General features: G+C 38.9%; 16 protein-coding genes and 1 tRNA gene. 4 read left to right on the top strand and 13 right to left on the bottom strand.

The features are described 5' to 3' along the window. The first annotated feature begins 1 nt into the window (after position 1). Positions 2 to 814 (top strand): 4Fe-4S binding protein, encoded by an 813-nt coding sequence (locus CVS86_RS02505; protein ID WP_107790865.1) that lies wholly within the window; start codon positions 2 to 4, stop codon positions 812 to 814. Further along, a complete protein-coding gene (gene nifB, locus CVS86_RS02500; protein ID WP_107790864.1) occupies positions 814 to 1,641 on the top strand; it encodes a nitrogenase cofactor biosynthesis protein NifB in 828 nt (275 codons plus the stop codon). The genes CVS86_RS02505 and nifB overlap by 1 nt, the downstream gene beginning before the upstream one ends. Positions 1,642 to 1,771: 130 nt before the next feature. On the opposite strand, the gene CVS86_RS09810 is transcribed toward nifB, so the two are convergent. From CVS86_RS09810 to fliW, 13 genes are all read right to left on the bottom strand, one after another. Further along, entirely contained in the window at positions 1,772 to 1,933 is a 162-nt protein-coding gene (locus tag CVS86_RS09810; RefSeq protein WP_159070809.1) for a hypothetical protein, read from the bottom strand. A 95-nt stretch (positions 1,934 to 2,028) separates the two neighbouring features. After that, positions 2,029 to 3,378 (bottom strand): sensor histidine kinase, encoded by a 1,350-nt coding sequence (locus tag CVS86_RS02495; RefSeq protein WP_107790863.1) that lies wholly within the window; start codon positions 3,376 to 3,378, stop codon positions 2,029 to 2,031. Further along, a complete protein-coding gene (locus tag CVS86_RS02490) occupies positions 3,362 to 4,021 on the bottom strand; it encodes a response regulator transcription factor (RefSeq protein ID WP_107790862.1) in 660 nt (219 codons plus the stop codon). Before CVS86_RS02490 ends, CVS86_RS02495 begins: the two co-directional genes overlap by 17 nt. A gap of 41 nt (positions 4,022 to 4,062) precedes the next feature. Next, positions 4,063 to 4,716: a hypothetical protein gene (locus tag CVS86_RS02485; RefSeq protein ID WP_107790861.1), complete on the bottom strand. Its 654-nt coding sequence runs from the start codon at positions 4,714 to 4,716 to the stop codon at positions 4,063 to 4,065. Positions 4,717 to 4,759: 43 nt separating this feature from the next. Continuing rightward, positions 4,760 to 5,245, bottom strand: a complete 486-nt coding sequence (locus CVS86_RS02480) for a PepSY domain-containing protein (protein ID WP_107790860.1) — start codon at positions 5,243 to 5,245, stop codon at positions 4,760 to 4,762. A gap of 269 nt (positions 5,246 to 5,514) precedes the next feature. Then, a tRNA-Asn gene (locus tag CVS86_RS02475) sits at positions 5,515 to 5,589 on the bottom strand. A gap of 111 nt (positions 5,590 to 5,700) precedes the next feature. Continuing rightward, a complete protein-coding gene (hpf, locus tag CVS86_RS02470; RefSeq protein ID WP_004317788.1) occupies positions 5,701 to 6,228 on the bottom strand; it encodes a ribosome hibernation-promoting factor, HPF/YfiA family in 528 nt (175 codons plus the stop codon). 80 nt (positions 6,229 to 6,308) lie between these two features. Next, positions 6,309 to 6,746: a hypothetical protein gene (locus tag CVS86_RS02465; protein ID WP_199906505.1), complete on the bottom strand. Its 438-nt coding sequence runs from the start codon at positions 6,744 to 6,746 to the stop codon at positions 6,309 to 6,311. Continuing rightward, on the bottom strand, positions 6,743 to 7,714 hold the full coding sequence (locus CVS86_RS02460) for a prepilin-type N-terminal cleavage/methylation domain-containing protein (RefSeq protein ID WP_107790859.1): 972 nt from the start codon (positions 7,712 to 7,714) through the stop codon (positions 6,743 to 6,745). The genes CVS86_RS02465 and CVS86_RS02460 overlap by 4 nt, the downstream gene beginning before the upstream one ends. Next, on the bottom strand, positions 7,711 to 8,361 hold the full coding sequence (locus CVS86_RS02455) for a type II secretion system protein (RefSeq protein WP_107790858.1): 651 nt from the start codon (positions 8,359 to 8,361) through the stop codon (positions 7,711 to 7,713). Before CVS86_RS02455 ends, CVS86_RS02460 begins: the two co-directional genes overlap by 4 nt. Then, positions 8,355 to 12,614 (bottom strand): hypothetical protein, encoded by a 4,260-nt coding sequence (locus CVS86_RS02450; RefSeq protein WP_107790857.1) that lies wholly within the window; start codon positions 12,612 to 12,614, stop codon positions 8,355 to 8,357. The genes CVS86_RS02455 and CVS86_RS02450 overlap by 7 nt, the downstream gene beginning before the upstream one ends. Before the next feature lie 123 nt (positions 12,615 to 12,737). After that, positions 12,738 to 17,006, bottom strand: a complete 4,269-nt coding sequence (locus CVS86_RS02445) for a hypothetical protein (protein WP_159070808.1) — start codon at positions 17,004 to 17,006, stop codon at positions 12,738 to 12,740. Between the two features lie 188 nt (positions 17,007 to 17,194). Continuing rightward, the gene (fliW, locus tag CVS86_RS02440; protein ID WP_012140104.1) at positions 17,195 to 17,578 is read right to left on the bottom strand and encodes a flagellar assembly protein FliW; all 384 of its coding nucleotides are present in this window, start codon (positions 17,576 to 17,578) and stop codon (positions 17,195 to 17,197) included. A 112-nt stretch (positions 17,579 to 17,690) separates the two neighbouring features. Between fliW and CVS86_RS02435 the strand changes: the two genes are divergently transcribed. Then, complete coding sequence (locus CVS86_RS02435; RefSeq protein ID WP_021084369.1) at positions 17,691 to 18,338, top strand: outer membrane protein assembly factor BamD; 648 nt, start codon at positions 17,691 to 17,693, stop codon at positions 18,336 to 18,338. An 8-nt stretch (positions 18,339 to 18,346) separates the two neighbouring features. Beyond that, the gene (gene lon, locus CVS86_RS02430) at positions 18,347 to 20,764 is read left to right on the top strand and encodes an endopeptidase La (RefSeq protein ID WP_107790855.1); all 2,418 of its coding nucleotides are present in this window, start codon (positions 18,347 to 18,349) and stop codon (positions 20,762 to 20,764) included. The last annotated feature ends 285 nt before the right edge of the window (positions 20,765 to 21,049 follow it).

Genomic DNA, 21,049 nt, shown 5'->3' with positions numbered 1-21,049 from the left:
GATGTGTAGTAGCTGTAATAGCGCATACTCTAATAGCGGTGCATGCGGCAATGTAAATTTAAAAAAGAAAAGCAAAAACTCCCCCACAACAAAGACAAGACGCCTAGTGCAGCTTATCTTTATAGCAGGCATCGGTCAGTGGGCATATTACGGCATTTTTAGATGCCCTTTTGTAGTGCCATTTGTAAATTGCCAAAACTGCCCTATCATCACCTGTTGGGGGCGGATCACGTCGCTGTTTTTTGGATTTTGGCTATTTATCCCAGCGCTTGTCATCCTTTTTGGTAGGGCATTTTGTGGATGGGTCTGTCCAGCTGGCTTTGTCAATCAAATGCTTGGTAAATTTGCATTTTTCAAGCTAAAAATCCGCAGCAAAAAGCTGATAATCGCTCAAATAGGCATGCTAGCTACCATAGCAATCAGCCTTTGGGTCTATTTCGTCTGGGGCAATCCACGCATGATGATACCTATAAGAACGAGCGACGAGTATCTAACTGCCGTTACTTTGTCACTTCGCTTTGGCGAATGGGAGTGGGTCACACGCACGGCGATCATCATCTCGGTCATGCTAGCCTCTCTAATCATAGCCAACCTTTGGTGCCGCTTCGTCTGTCCATCAGGTGGCGTGCTTGAAATTTTGCGTAAATTTTCGATCTTTCGCGTCTATAAAACAAGCGCCTGTGACGACTGCGACGCATGCTTGCGCAAGTGCGAGATGGAGACAAGACCTGATGAGATAAACTGCACAAACTGCGGAGACTGCCTCAATGTCTGCCATGCAAATGCCATTAAATTTGGAAGGAAAAAGAGCTAATGATCTTTCGCACTAAAGCTGATCTTGATAGTCACCCATGCTTTAACAAAAAGGCCTCCGCTAGCTACGGACGCGTGCATCTACCAGTTGCCCCACGCTGCAACATCCAGTGCAACTTCTGCAACCGCATATATGACTGCGCTAATGAAAATCGCCCTGGCGTAACAGCAAAGGTGCAAACGCCAGATGAATCGGTGAAATTTTTAGAAAAGCTCTTTAAATTTAGACAAGATATATCCGTCATCGGCATCGCTGGACCTGGCGATCCGATGTGCGACGCTGACAAGACACTAGCGACCTTTGAAAAGTGCAAGTCCCACTTCCCAAACGCCCTGCTCTGCCTCTCGACTAATGGCTTAGCGCTGCCTGAGCACGTTGATGAGATCGTACGTCTTGGCGTGAGCCACGTGACAGTGACTGTTAATGCCGTGACGCCAGATGTTGGCTCGAAGGTCTATTCGTGGGTGAGGTATGAGGGTAAAAACTACTACGGCGAAGAGGCTGCTAGGATACTGCTAGCACGCCAGGACGAGGGCATCCGCAAGCTAAAAGAGGCTGGCATGCTAGTAAAGATAAACACCGTAGTCATCCCTGGGGTCAATATAAATCACGTTCAAAGCATCTCGGCAAAGGCAAAGCAGTGGGGAGCTGACATAATGAACTGCATGGCGATGATACCGGTGCATGACACCCCTTTTGAAAATTTAAAGTCCCCCTCAACTGATGAGATCCACCGCATCCGCAGATCGATAGGCGGCGATATAGACCAGATGTCACACTGCAGTAGGTGCCGCGCTGATGCGTGCGGGAAGCTTGGCAAAAGATAACGATAAAAGGCACTAGATTTAGTGTCTTTTTGGTTTTTGGTTTTTGGTTTTTGCTCGCGTGGCTTTTGACTTTTTCTTGTTTGGCTCGTGGCTCTTGGCTAAATTTTGTAAAGCTTGCTAAATATCAAAGTTATAAAAAGGCATAGAAAAGTGCAGTTAATTCGTAGTCAGAGTGAGTTTTGCTCAAAGACAAGGTGGCAAAAATTTCTTTACAAAACTTTACAAACTCTTTTAAAAGCCCTTTAAATCGGCTTTTAATCACACATCTTAATATACTTTGCTCAACTTTCATCTATCTCATAGCCTTGATAGTTTTGTGTGAAATTTAAATTCGCTCTTATATTTGTTTTTCTCTTGCGTAAATTTTGTCTAGCAAACTGCTTAAATTTATACTTGTTTTAAATTTACAAGATCAAATTCAGCCCAAAATTCGCTTCCAGCTCCTGCTTCGCTTTTTACACCAAGCTTTGCGCCATGAATTTTAGCTATATTTGCAGCGATGGCAAGGCCAAGACCACTGCCTCTGTTTTGGCTCTTGTTTCTTGAGCTTTCAACTTGATAAAATTTATTCCAGATTAGCTCGATGTCTTTTTTAGAGATACCGACGCCATCATCTTTTACAGACAAAAGTGCATGCGTTTTTGTGAGGCTTAAATTTAGCTCGATCTTAGCTTCTGCAAATTTTAGTGCGTTGCTTAAAAAGTTATCCACCAGCCTTGAGATCATCAGCTCATTGCCAAGGATTTGGACATCTGACGCTACAACGCAGCTAAATTTTAACCCTTTTGCATTTGCTAGCTTTTCATAGTCGGTAGCTAAATTTTGCAAGATAGAGCTTAAATTTATATATTTTAGCTCCAAATTTCTGCCAGATTCCAGTCTTGAAAGCTCCAAAATTTGATCTATCAGCGAGGTTATCTTTCTTGACTGCTTAGAGATGACCTCCAGCGACTCCTTGGCCTCGTCCAAATTTTGCGAGTAATTTTTAGCGTAGTCGCTCTCAGCCATGATGACAGAAAGTGGTGTTCGTAGCTCATGCGAGACGTCTGAGGTGAGCTGTTTTTCGTTTTGATAGACCTTTTCTAGGGAGTCGAGCATCTGGTTAAAAACGCTTGCAAGCGCGTGCAGCTCGTCTTTGCTAGCAGGCAGGTCTATGCGCTTTGAAAAGTCCTGGCTGCTGCCTATCTCAAGCGCAGTTTTAGACATCGTGGCGACTGGTTTCATCGCGTTTTTTATCGTTTTATAGCCGCCGTAAAGCACAAAGAGAAACAAAACCGGCACAAAAACGCCAAGAGCCAGTAAAAATAGCCCCTCTTTTTTAAAAAATTTCTCCGCATTTATCACGCCTCTGACCCAGACACCTTTGCCTTTAGCTGCGATATCGTAGTAGTAAAAGCGGTTTTCGCCGTTTTCAAAAAGGCGCACTGCACCGCTATTCATTTTAAGTGAAATTTGAAAGTGTTTTGGCGCTAGACCACCGATCACATCGCCTTTTGCATTATATTTTATAAAAAATATCCCATCATCATATGGCTCAAATTCATCCATATCATTGGCTATTTTGGTGACTGATTTGGCTAGCTTTTTTTGGCTAACGTCCTCAAAAACCTCATCCGCCACGACTGCCGAGATAGCAACTAAAGCCGCCACAATAACGATGATAAAAAACGAGTACCAAAGCGTTACGCGCGCGGTTATCGGGATGTTTGCAAGCGCTTGTTTAATCCTTAACAACATAGCCAAGCCCTCTTTTAGTCTGGATCACATCGCACTCGCCAAGCTTTTTTCTTATGTTTTTTATAAGCACGTCGATGACGTTTGAGCCGCCCGTGTAGTCAAAGTCCCAGACGTGCTCTTTGATCTGGTCGCGAGTTAAAATTCTGCCCTTGTTTAGCATTAAAAACTCTAAAATTTCATACTCTTTGCCAGTTAGCTCGATCTGCTCGCCGCTAAATTCGACTGACTTTTTAGAAAGGTCGATCTTTAGCTCGCCTGCGTGAATTTCATTAGCCACGTTACCGCTGTTTCGGCGAATGAGCGTGCGCACCCTAGCTAGCAGCTCCTTAAAGTCAAATGGCTTGACCAAGTAGTCATCCGCACCCGCGTCAAGCCCCTTTACAACGTCATCCACATCGTCCTTTGCCGTTAGTATCAGCACGGGGGTCGCTAGCTTTGCGGTGCGCGATCTTTGCAAAAATGTAAGTCCGTCCATCACTGGCATCATAAGATCAAGCACGATGAGATCATAGTGCGCCACAGCGGTAAAGTCCATCGCCTCCTCGCCGTTAAACGCGCTATCGACGCTATATCCGTTTTTCTTTAAGTGCCTTGTAATGACGCTATTTAGGTCCATTTCGTCCTCGACGACTAAAATTTTCATCCCTGCCTTACCTGCCTCACTTGGTTTTGCCAGCTATTTTATCAAATTTGGCTTTTTATTTTTAGATTTAAAATTTCGCCATTTGCTGCGCCTATCTTAAAATCATATAAAAAGCCATTAAATTTAGCCCTTGCCTCATAAAAATACTCCGCTCCAAGCGAGCCAAAACTTTGTTTTTTAGCTAGATAGATCGGCGCGAATTCCACCTCTTCTGGCTTTGTTTTTAGGCGCTCTAAAATGAGCTCTTTAACTCTTTCTGGCAAGATGCAAGCCACTCTTTCAAATTTTGCCTGCTCTTCATTTTTCTTTGATAGCTCAGCCCTTTGCGCCTCGTCTTTTAGGCAGTTTGAAGCGTTTGATAGCCAAACTCCAGCCTTGCCAGTGTAGATAAGCAAATCCGCTGCACCTTGAAGCGAAAGCTCAAGCGCATTTTTAAAGAAATTTTGAGCTTTGCATTTTGAGGTAGCTTGACTTAAAATTTCTGCGCTACTACTTTCTTCACTAGGATTTTTATCCAAATTTTCAGGGCTTTGCTCGCTATTGCCTAAATTTTCGCAACTATTTTTATAAACGCTAGGCTTGGTATTTTTACTTAAATTTTCTCTCGCGTTTTGGCTAAAATTTTCGTTCAAATTTTTCTCTAAACCCTGCTTGCTAACTTTATCGTTTAAATTTTGCTCTAAATTTTCGCTCATCTTTTTCACCTTTATAAATTTAACGCCCAAAAAGGGCGCTAGATCACTTTGTATAGTTGCCGATTATCTCGCCATTTTGAGCGTTTATGATCACTTTTTTCTCGCTCCTGTCGCGCTTAAGCTCTACTTTGTATATCCAAGCACCATTTTTATTATCAAGCTCTGCCTCATCAAGGCTCCAGCCAGCCTCGAGTGCTTGAGCTTTAGCCACAGCCTCATCAATGCTAAGAGCAAATTTTGAAAAATCTACCGCTTCGATCGGCAAGATATGTTTTTTATTTTTATTCTCTACTTTAACGATCTGACCGCTGTTAGCATCGATCTTGATCTCTTGTTTGACACCATCTTTAAATGACTCTATCTTATAAAAAGTAACGCCCTTTTTGACGTTCATCTCGATATCTTTGACGCTTGAGCCTGGGAAGTTTTTCTCAGCTATGTTTAAAGCCTCTTTTGACGTGATGGCTGCTTGCAAACTTGTTGCTCCTAAAACTACTGCTAAAACTGCTGCACCTAATACCTTTTTCATTTTTAATCCTTTTATTTTTGATTTCCAACTTTCGTTTGGATGAGCGCATTATAAAAGCCTAAAATGAAGCTAGGATGAATAAAAAAATTATTTTAACTTCACCAAAAGCCGAACATATAATCATATTTTGACAGCAAAACAGAATAATATACTTTGAAATAGCAATAAAACTGAGAGGAAATAAAGGGGAAAAATACAAAAAATAAGAAAACTTAAAGTTCTTGAAATATAGTTAAAATCGGGATTTTAAAAGGATTTTTGAATATAAATGGCTCCGGATGCTGGGTTCGAACCAGCGACCAAGTGATTAACAGTCACCTACTCTACCGCTGAGCTAATCCGGAACACTTAAAAGAAGTCGTATTATAGTTAGCAATCATTTAAAAATAGCTTAAATAACTAAAGAATAGAGAATTTATATTAAAAATAATTTAGGGGCAAAGCGCCCCCTAGTTTTAATATAGACCAAAAGTTCCGTCTGTTCTTTTGTAGATGACGCGCATTTTGGCATCGACATCGTTAAATACGTAAAATTGTTTATCGCTTGATTTTAGTTTATCAAGTGCTTCTTCTACCTCAAGAGGTTTGTAAATTTCAAGCTCCATAGGCACAATCTCCTCGACACCTTCGATCTTTTCTTCGCCTATTCTAGAGCGAAATTCTTTATCATCAGCCTTGCCTTTTACTGTAAATTTCTTATCGTGCTCTCTTCTTAAAACTTTTGAAGCCTTTTCGATAGCAAGATCGATCGCTGCATAGAGATCTTTATCTTTTTGGCGAACGACTATCGTGTCTTTATGTGCCATATTTAGAGAAAATTCTGCATTAAAGCCCTTTTTACCTTGCTTTTCGTCTGCTCCTACTACGCATCTTGCTGAGATGATGTCAAGGTTGTACTTGCCAAGGGTGTCAAAAGCGTCTTGGATGTAGTTTTTGATGGGCTCTGTTAGCTCAAATTGTTTTCCTACAATGCTTATGTTCATCGCAATCTCCTTTATAGAAAGTAAGATGATTATAACACGGCTAAACTAAAAGCAAATTAAAGTAAAATCTTTATAAAATTTTAAAGTTTCTGAAGAGTTCGTTTGTGAAAATTTATAGGATTTGAGGCTTTTCCTGGTTTTGAGCTGACAAAGACATCGAGCATTATTGTGCCTTGATTTGCTCCAGTAGCAGCCACTGCGTCACCAGAGCAAATGCCCATATCGCCAAAGTATTTTACAAATACTCTAAAGGTAAAAAGATCACCAAATTCGCCAGTTATCGGATTATGCTCGTCGCCAAGGCAAACTGCTCCAGTTTTATAAAAGTCATTGCTTATGATAGCTAGCATGGCGTATTCTGTCGCTGCGCGGGCTACCAGCTCGCTTTGCTCTCTTAGATAAATTTCACTATTTTGTTTAACTGAAGTGCTAGCGATCGAAAGAGCTAGCATACAAATAGAGCTTGCGATTACCACAAAAAATATCGCTGCAATGAGTGTAAATCCTCGTCTCATCAATAAACCGCCTTTGACTTACAGATGGTTATCTCTGAGTTTTTTGCCCTCATGCAAAGTTTTAGCACGATGACGCCATTTTTTTCAGTAAAGACAAACCTCGTAACGTTTTTGGCAAGGGTTGCCTTTTCGCCGTTTTTATAGCCCTGCCCCATCCATGGACGATAGTCATAGTATAAATTTAGATCAAAAACGCCGTTATTTTTGTCTGCTTGGCTCTGGCTCTGCTCTGGTACTATGGCATTTGCTGTGTAGGCTAGATGATATTGCTCTGAAATTTGTTTGTTTGCAAAACCAGAAATTTCTAGCGTGTTGCCGTTTATACCTCTTTGACCATCCTTTACACCAACTTTTGCTATGTCTAGCTTTGTAATATCACCCTTATATCCAAAAGAATCTTGTACATTGTAATAAACATCAGAAAATATCGCTACAACGCCGCCATCTTTATTTTCAAAATCCACACAAGTGGCATCTCTTGTCTCATTTCTACAAGTAATATCTTTTATAGTCTCTACAACTCCAGTAGTAAAATTACTTCCCGGACTTATCAGACCAGTTGCTGGTGAGCTCTTAGTAAGATCCACGTAACCACTATATCTGCCTGCTTTTTCGTCCTGTTCTATGACATTGTCATTAGCATCAAGAGATATAACGTCATTAAAAATTTCATACGCATAGGGGATAAATTCTAAAATTTCATACTCGGCATTTAAATTTACCCCGCTATCATTTAGCGCCAAAAAAGCTCCATCAGTTTTTCTAGCGATCACGCTTGGCTTTATGCGGTGCTCTAGCCTCTTTGAAATTTGCTCCAGCGCGATCTCAGTTTGCGTCTCGAGCTCATTTACTGTCCTTGTTTGAAAGTAGTTTGAGTAGATGTTCATTATCGCGTTAAAGCTCATCATAGCGATAATACCAAGTACGACGATGACGACTACAAGCTCAAGAAGCGTAAAGGCTCTTTTCATTTCCACGCTTTCGTATTTAGCGAGCCGCCCTCACCTAGGTTAAAAGCGTAAGATCTTAACACCGATGTCGTCTTTTGTTTTGTATCATTTTTGTATGAAGTTGCAGTTACTACTATCTCTTTTACGTCGCTGCTTTTTATTTTTAATGGTAATTTTGGCTTAAACCAGCCATTGCTCTCATTCACAATTACATTATAGTCTGAGCCAACTATATAGTCTCTATTTTGATTTGTTGTGTTTAAATTTTTATTTTTTGTTTTGTAATAATCCACAGACCTAACTGCCGTATCAGGTGCTAAATCTGATGAGTTTGTATAGGCAAAAACTCTATGTCCGTCGCCTGTTATTTTGTTTATCTTATAAAATTCGTTTCTATGATCACCTGGCTTTAGGATGATAGGAAAAAAGTAAGCCGCCTCAGCGCTACTGCCGCCAATGTTTGTCGAGACCTTGATGACCTTGTCGCTAAAAGGAGCTTTTAAGATAAGCCCCATGTAGGTCTTAGCATTCATCAAGCTCTCTTGCGTAACCGCCTTTTGATTTAGCTCAGATGTGGTCTTTAGTACAAGCGGTATCGACGTGCTGATGATCGCCACAACGACTATCGAGAGAATAAGCTCTATAAGAGAAAAGCCTCTTTTTACCAAGAAATTCTCCTATTTGTCTTATCGCTTAGATCGTTAAAGTTATTTTCGCCGCCTATAACATTTCCCACGTCACCTTTACTAGAGCCACTTTTTAGGGTCTTGCCAGCCCAGTCACCATTTGGCACGAGAAATCTCAGCGTAAAATCATTTGTCGCCGCATCTTTATCAAATTCATTATATATGAGCCAGTTTTTTGTATGCATCTTGGCTATATCTGTAACTGCTCGGTTATTTTTTACATAAATGTAGCTTATGCCATCACTAAGAGCTGTCTCTTTGGTTGTATCTCGCATAGTGTGATTTGAAAATTCGTATCTATCTACATTGCCGTAACTAGCATCGTGAAGAGGATTTACATACCATGAGTGCGTACCTACAAACTCCTCCCAGCGAGCGCTCGATCCTGGCTTTTGCAACATAAATTTACTCTCGTCGCAGCCATTACAATACACTCCGTAGTAAATTTTTGCCTTAAAGCCAGTGTTTGGCCCCTCATAGTAAGGTGCATATGTCCTAGCGTAGTAAAATTTCGCCGATGTTTTTGTGGTTGGCTTTTTGTAGTTGTCTCCCTTTGTTTTATTTCTACTACTTTGATCCTCAGCCAAGCTTTCAAAAGTAAATATATCGCTTGTCACCTCAAAAGGATTTTTGGCTACATTTTTTTCGCGAGCGAAGTTAAATTTTAGACTTACATCAGCATAGCCGTCACTTCCAAATGCCTCTTTCTTAACACTATAAGCTCCATCATGCGGAGATAAATTTACCTTTTTTACAAGTGCGGCAGGATTGCTATCATCAAAAAATATTATTTCACTATTTAGCCTATCTACCCCAGCAGCATCACTACTTAACTTTGATCCACTATTATCAGTATATTCAGCTATGATCTCTCCAGCTTTTATTTTAAATGTTGTATTGTTTGCATAGCAACCATTTTGGTAAAGAAGTGCTGGATTGTCGTTAAAAAGCCTTGCTCTTACTTTAAAACTTAAAGTTGGAGATGGGGCTTCTTTTTCGTTTGCAATATAACTAACACCACCTCCTAATATCTTAAAGTCGCTTACCTCAAGATCCTTTGGCGCAAAATTAAATTTATGCTGATTAAAATTTATATCACAACCAAATTTACCATCCCCATCCTCTTCATTATAACTCTTGCCAAGTGCGCAGTCACTGTCTTGCTGTGTTGCTTTTTGATCTACTTTTGTATAGCTAGCATCCCTTACATCAAAGTACGCTTCACCTATATCAGAAAAAGAAAATCCACTATCATCATCGCTTGTAGATCCAAGCTTGCTTATAATCCCTATGGCTTTATCAGGATCATTAAAACTTACTTGAAGCTGATCGCTACTTCCATCACTTATAGCTGTTGGCAAGATGCAATCACTTGTGCCTTTTTTCACTGAAGCAAGTAGTACTTTATCGGTTGTGCTATCAGCTTTTAAGGTGTTTGTATAGCCGTTTGCCAAACCACCATTTGCGTCATAAGCTCCAAGAGTGATCTCACTGTAGCTTTTGCCACCTATTAAAGTTTTGTCCGTATAGGCTGAATTTGTAATCGCATCATAAAGACCAAATGTTGCTGGCCTTACTGCAAAACTATCAAAAGCAGCACATTTTTCATCGGTTAAATTTGTGATTTTATTTTGATAGCTAAGCTTTACATGTAAGTCAGGATATGGTCTTGGCACGGTCACTCTTCTTGTGATAGTGTGAGTTGAAGTAGTAAAGTGCAAAGTCTCAGCTGGTATGACTGATTTATCAGAACTACAATCAGTCACTAGCTTTAATGTCACATCAGTATTTGAGTCAGGTGCTTTTAGAGTACCATCAGTCTTTTTATAGTTTGATATAGTTATGTCAAAAGGCTTATTTGCTATCTTTGTATAAAGCTTGTTTTTAAAATTCCCACTTGGGTCATTTTTTTGGCTTCTAGGATAAAAGTCATTTTCTTCTTCATTTAAAACTTTTAGATCATATGCAATAGGATCGCACTCTTTTATCTTACCGTTGTAATTTAAGCCTATTGAGCTATTTTTAAACCTTACACTATATTCTGTCTTTTTATATTCAGAATTTAATACACCTATAAATCTCAGCCTAGCATAGTTTTCATGGTTTGCTTTAAGCCTACCACCTTTCTTTACATCTGCACCATCACCTATTACGTACTCGAGGCTATGTTCTTTTTGATTTATTTCCACTCTCTTATCTTTATCATTAAAAGGATTGCAGTCAACTGCTTTTGGGTTAGTAGTGTTTACAAGTAAACAACTTGAATTTTGTTCATAGCTTATAAATTTAGGATCAAATTTTATCTTTAAAAAAGTTTCTTCTGCATCTTCGTTGCCATTATTTTGTATGGTTACTATGGTTTTTAACTTATCTCCAGTTTTTGCTGTTTTTGCCTTACCTTCATTCTCTTTGGCACTGGCTCCTTTTATGGCAACATCTTTCCAAACATTTGTCTTAGCATCAAGTACTTGCAATATCTCACTATAGCAAACCTTAGGATCATAAAGCTCAGTTGAAAAGGCAACCATGCCAAGATTTAGTCTATCACCCTGAGTATCTCCACCAGTATTTAAAGCAACCGTCTCAAACTGCATGTTTATTTTTTTTAGTTTATTACCCACAAAATTTGATACATCAAAGATATCTAGATCCATCATCGCATTAAATTTCTTCTTATCATTAGCAAGCTTACCAAATCTTGTTATAGATGAATCAAATTGATTGTGTTCTAAATTTCCATAGTTTGGTAAAACATCTTCTGATGAAGATGGTGTTCTAAAAACACTCTGAAAATTATCACCTTTTTTTATTCTTATATCTTCCCCTTTAAGCTCTTTACGTCCGCCAAAGCCCATAAAAGCCAGAGTTGATTTTACAGTTCCTGTAGTCGGTGTAAAAAGGTCATCAAAGGTTAAACCCAATAAAGTATTTTGAGTAGTTTGTGTTGAAGTTGATTTTTTTCTTTTTACAAGAGGCGAGATATTTGACATACCCCTATAGATATTTACCGTTTTTGGCGGCAATTTCAACTCCCCTTCTTCTTTAAAATCATAAACTATAACTAGACTCCAGCCGCCATACTGGGATGCAACATAGCTAATACTCCAGTCACCATCAGCGTACAAAGCTGTACCATGAGCCACCTTTGCGTCTTGCTCTTGTGCATCTATCATTACTTTATAGCTTCTTGGAGTAGTTTTTTTGATAGTTGATGCTATACCGCCAACTGCAAATGTCCTACCTTCTTTAGTTTTACCAAGACTAGCCCTTACTAGATCGGTAACGTCAGCGCTCGCCTGATAAGTAAAGTACATACCACTTCTTACACCAACGGTTGATTTTAGAGGCTTGGTTTTATCATTAGGGTCAGGGTGAAGTGGTAAAGTATATTTTGTGTCACAACCACCAGTATCATCAGGGTTTTTTGGATCTTTGCAGTATTTATAATATGTATCACGTGTTACAGTATTTGGATTATACGGAGTAAATGATGCATCCCATTTAATGTCATCCTCTCTAGCTTTTATAACATGCACTAAGCCATCAGGAGTTTTAAATCTAACACTTGAATAACCAAAAATATTCTCATACATGACATTCAGTAAACCGCTACTTTTTTCCCAGTCGTCATAAACTGCACCGCCCCAGAAAAGCCTGGCATATATGATCTTAGTTTTATCTATATTTGTTCTTTCAAATTCGCTTTTATCTTCAAAATTAAAAGTCGCGCGAGATGAATTTGGAAATTTACTTGTGCCAAGACCAGGTTCTTCATTTATATATATTTTCTCTATTACTGGTGAAGTATTTGCACTAGGATCGTCCTTTGTACCATTTAGTGATGGTTCAAAACCAAAGCCACTCACTCTTGGCATAACAACACTAGCACCAACAACATCCATATCTCCGATAATTCTTACAAATTTATCTTTTCCGTTCATTTGGTTGCTATTGTTTAGGTCTTTATAATAGCTTACATCCCTGTATCCACTTAGGCTTATTGAACCACCATTAACCACTTCTGGCTTTTTCGGATAGACTGGTCCTACTCCCTGAGATCCACCTATACAGTGTCTAATGTTGTCATAGTCGATCCTACAAACAATGCCTGCACCACAAGCCGCTTCCTCAGCAGAAGTACACTTTCTAACAGTAGCAGGCAACTCAAGCTCATCAGGATCAGCATCACCAAAAACATAGATAAAAGATAAAAGAATAAAAAAAAGAATTTTCAAATTACAATCTCCGTAATGTAACTAACATAGTGGCATCTTGCCATAGTGGGCAAGTATATCTTCTTGGTTCTAAATGTATGCTTATTTTTTGAAATTTAAAATCTACAAAAAAATGGCTAGAATCTACCAAGAAATTCTCCTATTTGTCTTCTTGCTTAGGTCTTTGAAATTTCCCTCTGCACCCACTACATTTCCTACATCGCCCTTTTCTGAACCTTCTTTTAGTGTCTTACCAGCCCAGTTACCATCTGGCACTAGAAATTTTAATGTAAAGTCATTCGTTACAGCATCTTTATTAAATTCATTATATATTAGCCACATATTAGCATGCATCTTTGCTATGTCTTTAACTGGCTTTTGATTGCTTACAAAAATGAGTTGTTCGCCATTATTTACAGCACTTACATTATTTCCTAAAACTGTATTATTAGAAAAGCTAAAATCATCAAATTTAAGCACCCCTACCTTATGTGAAGGATTTACATACCATGAAGTAGCCGCTGGAAAAGCTTGCCATGTGCCAGTACCGCTTGTTAAATATGTAGCTTTGTCGCAATCATCACAATATATACCATAATAAATTTTGGCAAAAAATCCATCTGCTGGACCCTCGTAATAAGGCGCATAGACCCTGCCATAGTAGAAATTTGCCGATGTTTTTTTGGCTGGAGATTCATATTTATAAGACTTAGAATTTATAATCGTATCTAAATTATCAAGACTAAAATCATCGCTAGATACCGTAAAAGGGTTTTTAGCGTGATCTACTTTTCTAGCGAAGTTAAAAAATACCTCAGCGCTAGCCTTGCCTTCTTCAAAAGCACTTTTTTTAATACAAAACATACCTTTTTTAGCGTTAGAATCAGTTAATTTTTTAGTATTTGATCCAAGAACTTCAAAAAACAAAATTTCTTCATTTGCCTTTTCAAGCGTGCCAACATTGCCGTTGTTATCTGTGAAATTTAAAGGAACTTTATGCAGTTTTAGCTCAAAATTAGCCTCATTTGCATAGCAAGCATCGACATAAAACTTTGCAGGTAGATATTTCTCATCTAAATATCTATAGTCACCATAAAGCTCTGGATGCAGATTTTTTAATGTATCAGATAGTTTTGCAGTCACATCAAAACAAAGTTTTACTTTTTGCATACCGTCATTGTCAAGATAGGTCACGGCATCGTCTTTTATGATTTTTAAATTACTTATTTGCATATCTTCTGGGATAAACTGAAATGTGACATTGCCTTCTTTTTTGAGCTCGATATCACAGCTAACCCTGCCGATACCATCTGGATCATCTGCTGGGTTGTTTGGATCAAACACTGGTTTTTTGTATTTTTTCACACAGTCATCACCTCTTGGAGAAATGTGCTGATCTACTGAAGTATAACTGCTATCTACTACATAAAAAGTTGTATCGCCTATATCTGAGTATGAAAAGCCATCGTTGCTATTTGCACTACGTGTGATCTTGCCAAGCCCTCCGCTTGCCTCTGTAAAATTTACATTTAGTCTGTTTTTGCTATCTAAAATGGCATTACAGACGTTACCATTTTTAGCTACAAGGCTTGCAAGTAGGCTATTTGCATAGCCTCTTGCTAGATCACTATCGTTTGGCTTCATAGCAGCAAGCGAAATGGCGTCATTATATGTCTCGCCGCCCGTAAAAGACTTTGTTGAAGTACTCATAATAGCACCTGCCTCATTGTCCCAGAGTCTAAAGTGGTTTGGTCTAACGGCAAAGTCATCTAAATTTTCACATGCTGTGATTTTATCTGGTGCTGTAGGATCTGTTTTTTTCTTAGGGTTAGGATGAGAAATTCTAAATTTAAGAGTGCTATAAGCCTTATCTACTTTGATATCTTTTAGTAAGATCTCGCTTTTTTTATTTGTAATCATATCTTCACTAAAATTTATATTTTTTTCATATAAATTTGATGTAGCGTTGCATGATGTAACCAACTCCAACTTTACATCTACTGGATAGTGTGGCGCTCTTTTTTTACCGTCCTCTCCGTAGTTTGTGATATAAATATCAAATGGCTTTGAGACTATCTGTGTTAAAAGTCTATTTTTAAAAGCCCCTGTGCCATCATCTGCTTTGCTACTTGGGACAAAACTATTTGGCTCTTCTTGCTTTTCTAATGTTATATTAAAATCATAAGGTTGGCATTTTTTAATATATGTATCATAAGGATCTAAATTTATAGCAGGATTTGTACTTGTAATGGTTGTTTTGTAGCTATTTTCTTTAAATTCTTGCTTAAGTTCAGTGTTGTATACAACATAGGCAAAGTCGCCTTCATTTCTCTTTATTGTTCCACCTTTATTTGATATAGCACCTTTCCCTAAAAAAAAGGTCAGATTATTACCACTACTTCGTTGCAAGCCAGTGTTGTCGTTGTAGTGCTCAAGCCCTGACATACTATCAGAATAGTCAGGTATTGTCGTTGTCTTAACTATATTCGTTGAATTTGGCTCATATTTTTGGCTTGGATTAATAATGGTTTTTAGCACAAAATTTTCAGCATCTTCATTTGTTGAACTATTCATTATCTTTACAATAAATTTTAATATAGTCCCTTTTTTTATGCCTTTTGCTTCTATTATCTCTTTTTTTAACACTCCTTTGTCCATTATCTTTTTTTTATTTGCTTTTACGAACCCGCTTTTGCCAGGCTCCTGATAGTACAAATCCTCTACATAACAAACTTCTGGTCTATACATACGACTAGAAAAACCAACTAAGGCCAAATATGGACGATCTGCATTTACCGACCTAAAGTTATCATCTCCTAGCAAAGTCGTTGCAACTGTAAAACGCATATTGACATATGTGTCATTATTTTTTATAAATTTTGAGATATCAAATATATCTAGATCGATTTGGTTAGTAAAATTCTGGTCATGATTTATGAGTTTTCCAAATTTTGTCATAGTTGAGTTAAACTGATTACCTTTTTTGTTATTTTCGCTGGTTACACTCTTAAAGAGACTATTATGCTTTGTTTTTATCTCTATATCATCACCCTCAACCTCCCTTTTGGCACCAAAAGAGAGCATCGTAAGCGTAGCGTTTATATCTCCATGTTTTGGATTATTAAGATTAGTAAAATCAATATCTATATTGGAAGTTTTTGGTTTAGAAGGCCCAGGCGGCTTAAGCTCATCATTTGTAAGCCACTCTGGAGCAAGTTTTTCAAGACCGTCAAATATACTAATCATCTTTGGTTCTATATTATTTTCTCTGGCAGTTTCATCATCAAAATCATAGATGATAACCAGACTCCAACCAGCATATTGCGCTGGATGTGTCTGCATCCAATATCCGCCATATTTATTTTTATTAACTGGCGAAAACAATAATGAGCCCCATACACCTCCTAAATCACCTGATTTTCCTTTTCTACTAGTAAAATACCTATCACTATCTTCTAGCAAATCGTATTTAAAAGGAGTATTCGTAGCTCTGATATTTCCAGCAGAAAAAGTTCTCTCCTCTTCTGTTGTTCCAAGACTCTTTTGAACAATCTTTGTTACATCAGCACTTGCAACATATACGTAGCTTATACCAGCTTTTACAGCCGTTTTATGGTGTTCTTTGTGTTCTTCTCCATAGTATTCGTATGCCTCCATAGTCATTGACTTTGGTCGATACTCGCTGAACGAACCTGTCCAAAAGATATCTTCTGGTTTGGCGTCTATCGTTATGGCTTGTTCTTCACCAGGAACTTTAAAGTCTATCCTGCTATATCCTTTTATAAAGTTCAATGCATTTGATATAAAATCTGACGCTACTTCATTTTTAAATTTCCAATTTTGATAGATAGAACCACCCCAGTAGAGCCTGGCGTAGACCACGTTTTTGCCAGTTAGATATTTTTGTACATGATCGTTTTTTTCACTAAAGTCGAATGTTGATGATGCCGAGTTTTGACAATAACCAAGTTTATTTGGATCATAAATAAAATCACTTCGACACTGTGTAAAGTTACTAACACTAAAGCTACCATCATTTTTAAAAATCTTTTCAGAATAAACCGATGATTTATTATTAGTTGGGCTAGGATCAAAGTTATATTCGCCGTCGCGTTGGATCATAATAGTAGCACCAATGGTTGCCATATCACCATTTACTCTTGTATTTAGGTTACCATTTATAACTCTTTGTTTTAACCCTGCTGAAGAATGGTCATCTACAGCGGTTTTTAATGACTTAAACCCGCCGTTATAAACATAGATATGAAAGTGATCTTGCGCTAGCGAAGAAAAAAGTGGAAAAGGTTTTGTATCTACCGTCCAAGTTCTAGGATAAGTTGTTATACAGTGAGGGATATTTTTAGAAGAACCATCAACATACTCTTCGGCATCTACAAAGCACAAATACTGCACCTTCGTGCCATTTTCAATATAAGGTTTAGTAACTTTACAACCGATAGACTTTGCTTCGTCTGATGTGCATTCCCCAGGCGCACACCAGCTAAATGTAATAACAAATAGGAGAAGATATATAGTTTTCATTGTAATCTCCTTGATACAAAAGAAAACCAAGGATTGTTTTTAAAAAGCTTCCCTGCGACTTACTTTTGTATGAAATTTTCTATCATTTCAGCTTGTCCGTATTGTGGATATTTTGTAACGTCAAGCACTACTTGAGATAAAGTCATATTGTCCATATTGCAAACGATAGGAGCCACGAAATTTACGGTTGATTTCTCAAGAGGGAGGGCAACTACGATGATGTTGTAAATTCTAAGTTGCGAACTCTCTTTGATATCCATAAGCTCTTCGTAGTAGCTTGGGATGTCAAATTCATAACTTCTTAACGCAAAAGGATTTATCATTGTAAAAGATGTTTCGTCATCTTTGCTCGCTAGCTTAACAAAAAATTTATCGAGCTCAATAAGTTCCATCGTCTTGATATGCTCGAAGCCTAAAATAGGGCTTTTAACACTAAAAATCATACTAACTCCTGTTTTGTAAAATTGCCTTATTTTAGCATAGTTTTAAAAAATTTATACAAAAATAATGCCAAAAAATGTAAAATAAGCGAATTTAAAATTTTTAAGGAAAAGCATGAAAAAATTTTCTAAATTTCTAGCAGTCGTAGCTCTTTTAGGGCTTTTTAGTGGTTGTGCTGAAAAATACACCGAACTTTACAATCTAACTCCAGACGAGTGGTACGCTCAAGTTATCGCTGATATCAAAGATGGCGACTTGGAGTCAGCTGATAAACACTACGTTTCAATGGCTAGCGAGCACGTTGCAAGCCCGCTTTTGGAGCAAATTTTACTCATCCTTGCCCAAGCTCACGCAAATGATGAAGAGTATCTCATGGCAAATCACTATCTTGATGAATACATCAAAAGATACGGCGATAACGGCCCAAAAACAGAATTTGCTCAATATCTAAAGATAAAAGCAAATTTTGACTCATTTACCCAGCCAAACCGCAATCAAAAGCTAATGGAGGATAGCGTAACTGAGATCGAAAAATTTCTTTATATGTATCCAAATACCGAGTATAAGCCGCTTATCGAGACCATGCTTATCAAATTTAAGCTCGCTCTTTACTTCTTAGATATGCAAATAGCAGATCTTTACAAGAGAACTGGCCGTGACGTTTCGGCTAAAATTTACGAGCAAAAGCTTGAAGAGTCACCGTTTAAAAACTCAGACCTTATCAAACCTGACGTGGCATGGTATAGAAAACTGTTTGAATAGGAGAAATTTTGCAAATAAACGAAAACAAAGGCTTCCCAACTGAGATCCCTATCATAGTTGAGGACGAGCTATTTTTATATCCATTTATGATAACGCCGCTTTTTTTAAGCGACGAAGAAAATTTAAAAGCGCTTGAGCTTGCCATACAAGGAGAGACACCGATCCTTGTCGTGCCTACAAAGCCCCAGCAAGACGGCGCTAGAGACTTTGACGGCATCTATGACGCAGGCGTTATCGGCACGATAATGCGCCGTGTGCCTCTACCTGACGGACGCGTAAAAGTGCTATTTCAGGGCATCGACAAAGGTAAAATTTTAAAACAATCAGGCATAAACCCACTCCGTGGTATCGTCGATATGCTCCACGTAAAGCGCCCATCGCAGGTCAAAACTGACGCTCTCATCGTAGTTTTAAGAGAAAAAGTAAGAGAGCTTTCGCAGTTTAGCCACTTTTTCCCGCCTGATCTTTTAAAAACGATCGAAGAGAGTGCTGAGGCGATCAGGGTTTGCGATCTAGTCTCAAGCGCGCTTCGCCTAAAAAAACAGATCGCTTATAGCTTTTTTGTCGAAGAAAATTTAGAGCAGCGCCTACTAAAGCTCATCGACTACGTCATCGAAGAGATCGAGGCAAACAAGCTTCAAAAAGAGATCAAAAATAAAGTCCATTCAAAGATCGACAAGACAAATAAAGAGTACTTTCTAAAAGAGCAGCTAAAGCAAATTCAAGCTGAGCTTGGAGCGGACACGAGCCGTGAAGAGGAGCTTGAAGAGTATAATAAAAAGCTTGACGCGAAGAAGAAATTTATGGCAGATGACGCCTATAAAGAGATCAAAAAACAAATAGATAAGCTTAGCCGCATGCACCCAGACTCAGCCGACGCAAATACTTTGCAAAGTTACCTTGACTGGGTACTTGAAATTCCATTTGAAAACATATATAAGAAAAAGTCATCTATCACCGAAGTGAGCAAGCACCTAAATGCCGACCACTACAGCTTAGAGAAGCCAAAAGAGCGCATAGAGGAGTATTTTGCATTGCGTGAGCTTTTAGAGCTTAGAGGCGTTGGCGAAAAGGTAAATAATGGCGCCATTTTATGCTTTGCAGGCCCTCCGGGTGTGGGTAAAACTAGCCTTGCAAACTCGATCGCAAAGGCGCTAAAGCGTGAGCTAGTTAGGATCGCACTTGGCGGACTTGAGGATGTAAATGAGCTAAGAGGCCACCGCCGCACTTACATAGGCGCTATGCCAGGCCGCATCGTGCAAGGGCTCATAGAAGCCAAGCAGATGAACCCAGTGGTTGTACTAGATGAGATCGACAAGGTCGGCAGAAGCTACAGGGGCGATCCGACCGCTGTTTTACTTGAAATTTTAGACCCAGAGCAAAATAATAAATTTAGAGACTACTATCTAAATTTCAACATTGATCTTAGCAAGATCATCTTCATCGCCACAGCAAATGACGTGAGTATGATACCAGCCGCACTTCGCGACAGGATGGAGTTTATCGAGCTTAGCTCATACACTCCACAAGAAAAATTTGAGATCGCTAAAAAATATCTCTTGCCCCAAGAGCTTAAAAAGCACGGCCTAAAACCAAGCGACGTTAGTATCAGCAAAGAGGCACTTGAGCTAATCATAAGCGACTACACAAGAGAGAGTGGCGTGCGAAATTTACGCCGCAGGATCGCTGACATACTAAGAAAAGTCGCCAAAAATATCCTCACTAAAAAGAATGAGGGCAAGATCAGCGTCACGGCTAAAAATTTAAAAGAGTTTTTAGAGAAAAAGGTCTATGAGATAGAGCCAGCTGATAAAAAAGATCAGATCGGCTTGGTAAATGGCCTCGCGTGGACGAGTGTCGGTGGCGACGTGCTAAGGATCGAGGCTATCAGGATCCAAGGCAAAGGCAATATGCAGATCACCGGTCAGCTTGGCGACGTGATGAAAGAGAGCGCTCATATCGCATTTAGCGTGGTAAAAGTATTAATAGACAACAAAAAGCTAAAAGTGCCGATGGCTATCGTGCCAAAATTTGACGACGACAAGCACAAGCTAGAAGCCAGCGACGTTTATAGACGCTACGATCTACACTTGCACGTGCCAGAGGGCGCCGTGCCAAAAGATGGCCCAAGTGCTGGTATTACGATGGCAACTGCGATCGCATCGATACTAACTGACACAAAGGTCAAACACGACATCGCAATGACTGGCGAGATCACGCTAAGTGGCAGGGTGCTGCCTATCGGCGGGCTAAAAGAGAAGCTTATCGCCGCTCATAAAGCTGGCATCAAAACAGCTCTCATACCTCGTAAAAACTATGACCGCGACCTTGTCGATATCCCAGCTGAAGTAAAAGGCGACATGAAGATCATCGCAGTTGATACGATCGATGATGTACTAAAAAACGCTCTTGTAGCTAAAAAATAATCCTTATTCTAGCCCCATTTTCTCTCACTCGGGGCTAGAAAAATTTATAATCCCAAAAGCACAAAAAGCCATATAGCACATATAAGTAGTTAATAATTTAAATAACATAACACATGTGACACACTAAAAAAACAAATTTTAAAATTTATGAGTGTGTATATCATATCACCAAATTTTAAACTTGCTAGAGCTTTTAAAATGCATGCAGTGCGAAGCACCATTGCATGCCACCTTTAACGTGCGAGGGGGTTAGGGGATTTAAAAAGGGGGATAAGGGGACGGCTT

The sequence above is a fragment of the Campylobacter concisus genome (assembly GCF_003048605.1).
GTDB classification, from domain to species: domain Bacteria; phylum Campylobacterota; class Campylobacteria; order Campylobacterales; family Campylobacteraceae; genus Campylobacter_A; species Campylobacter_A concisus_BM.
The sequence above is the reverse complement of the archived record's forward strand: the minus strand, read 5'-3'. Positions and strand labels throughout refer to the sequence as shown.

Coding starts and splice junctions, on each gene's coding strand:
- CVS86_RS02485 (WP_107790861.1), bottom strand. CDS start 4,716: ATGAGCGAAAATTTAGAGCAAAATTTAAACGATAAAGTTAGCAAGCAG.
- CVS86_RS02460 (WP_107790859.1), bottom strand. CDS start 7,714: ATGAAAAGAGCCTTTACGCTTCTTGAGCTTGTAGTCGTCATCGTCGTA.
- CVS86_RS09810 (WP_159070809.1), bottom strand. CDS start 1,933: ATGAAAGTTGAGCAAAGTATATTAAGATGTGTGATTAAAAGCCGATTT.
- CVS86_RS02505 (WP_107790865.1), top strand. CDS start 2: ATGTGTAGTAGCTGTAATAGCGCATACTCTAATAGCGGTGCATGCGGC.
- CVS86_RS02490 (WP_107790862.1), bottom strand. CDS start 4,021: ATGAAAATTTTAGTCGTCGAGGACGAAATGGACCTAAATAGCGTCATT.
- CVS86_RS02480 (WP_107790860.1), bottom strand. CDS start 5,245: ATGAAAAAGGTATTAGGTGCAGCAGTTTTAGCAGTAGTTTTAGGAGCA.
- nifB (WP_107790864.1), top strand. CDS start 814: ATGATCTTTCGCACTAAAGCTGATCTTGATAGTCACCCATGCTTTAAC.
- CVS86_RS02435 (WP_021084369.1), top strand. CDS start 17,691: ATGAAAAAATTTTCTAAATTTCTAGCAGTCGTAGCTCTTTTAGGGCTT.
- fliW (WP_012140104.1), bottom strand. CDS start 17,578: ATGATTTTTAGTGTTAAAAGCCCTATTTTAGGCTTCGAGCATATCAAG.
- CVS86_RS02495 (WP_107790863.1), bottom strand. CDS start 3,378: ATGTTGTTAAGGATTAAACAAGCGCTTGCAAACATCCCGATAACCGCG.
- hpf (WP_004317788.1), bottom strand. CDS start 6,228: ATGAACATAAGCATTGTAGGAAAACAATTTGAGCTAACAGAGCCCATC.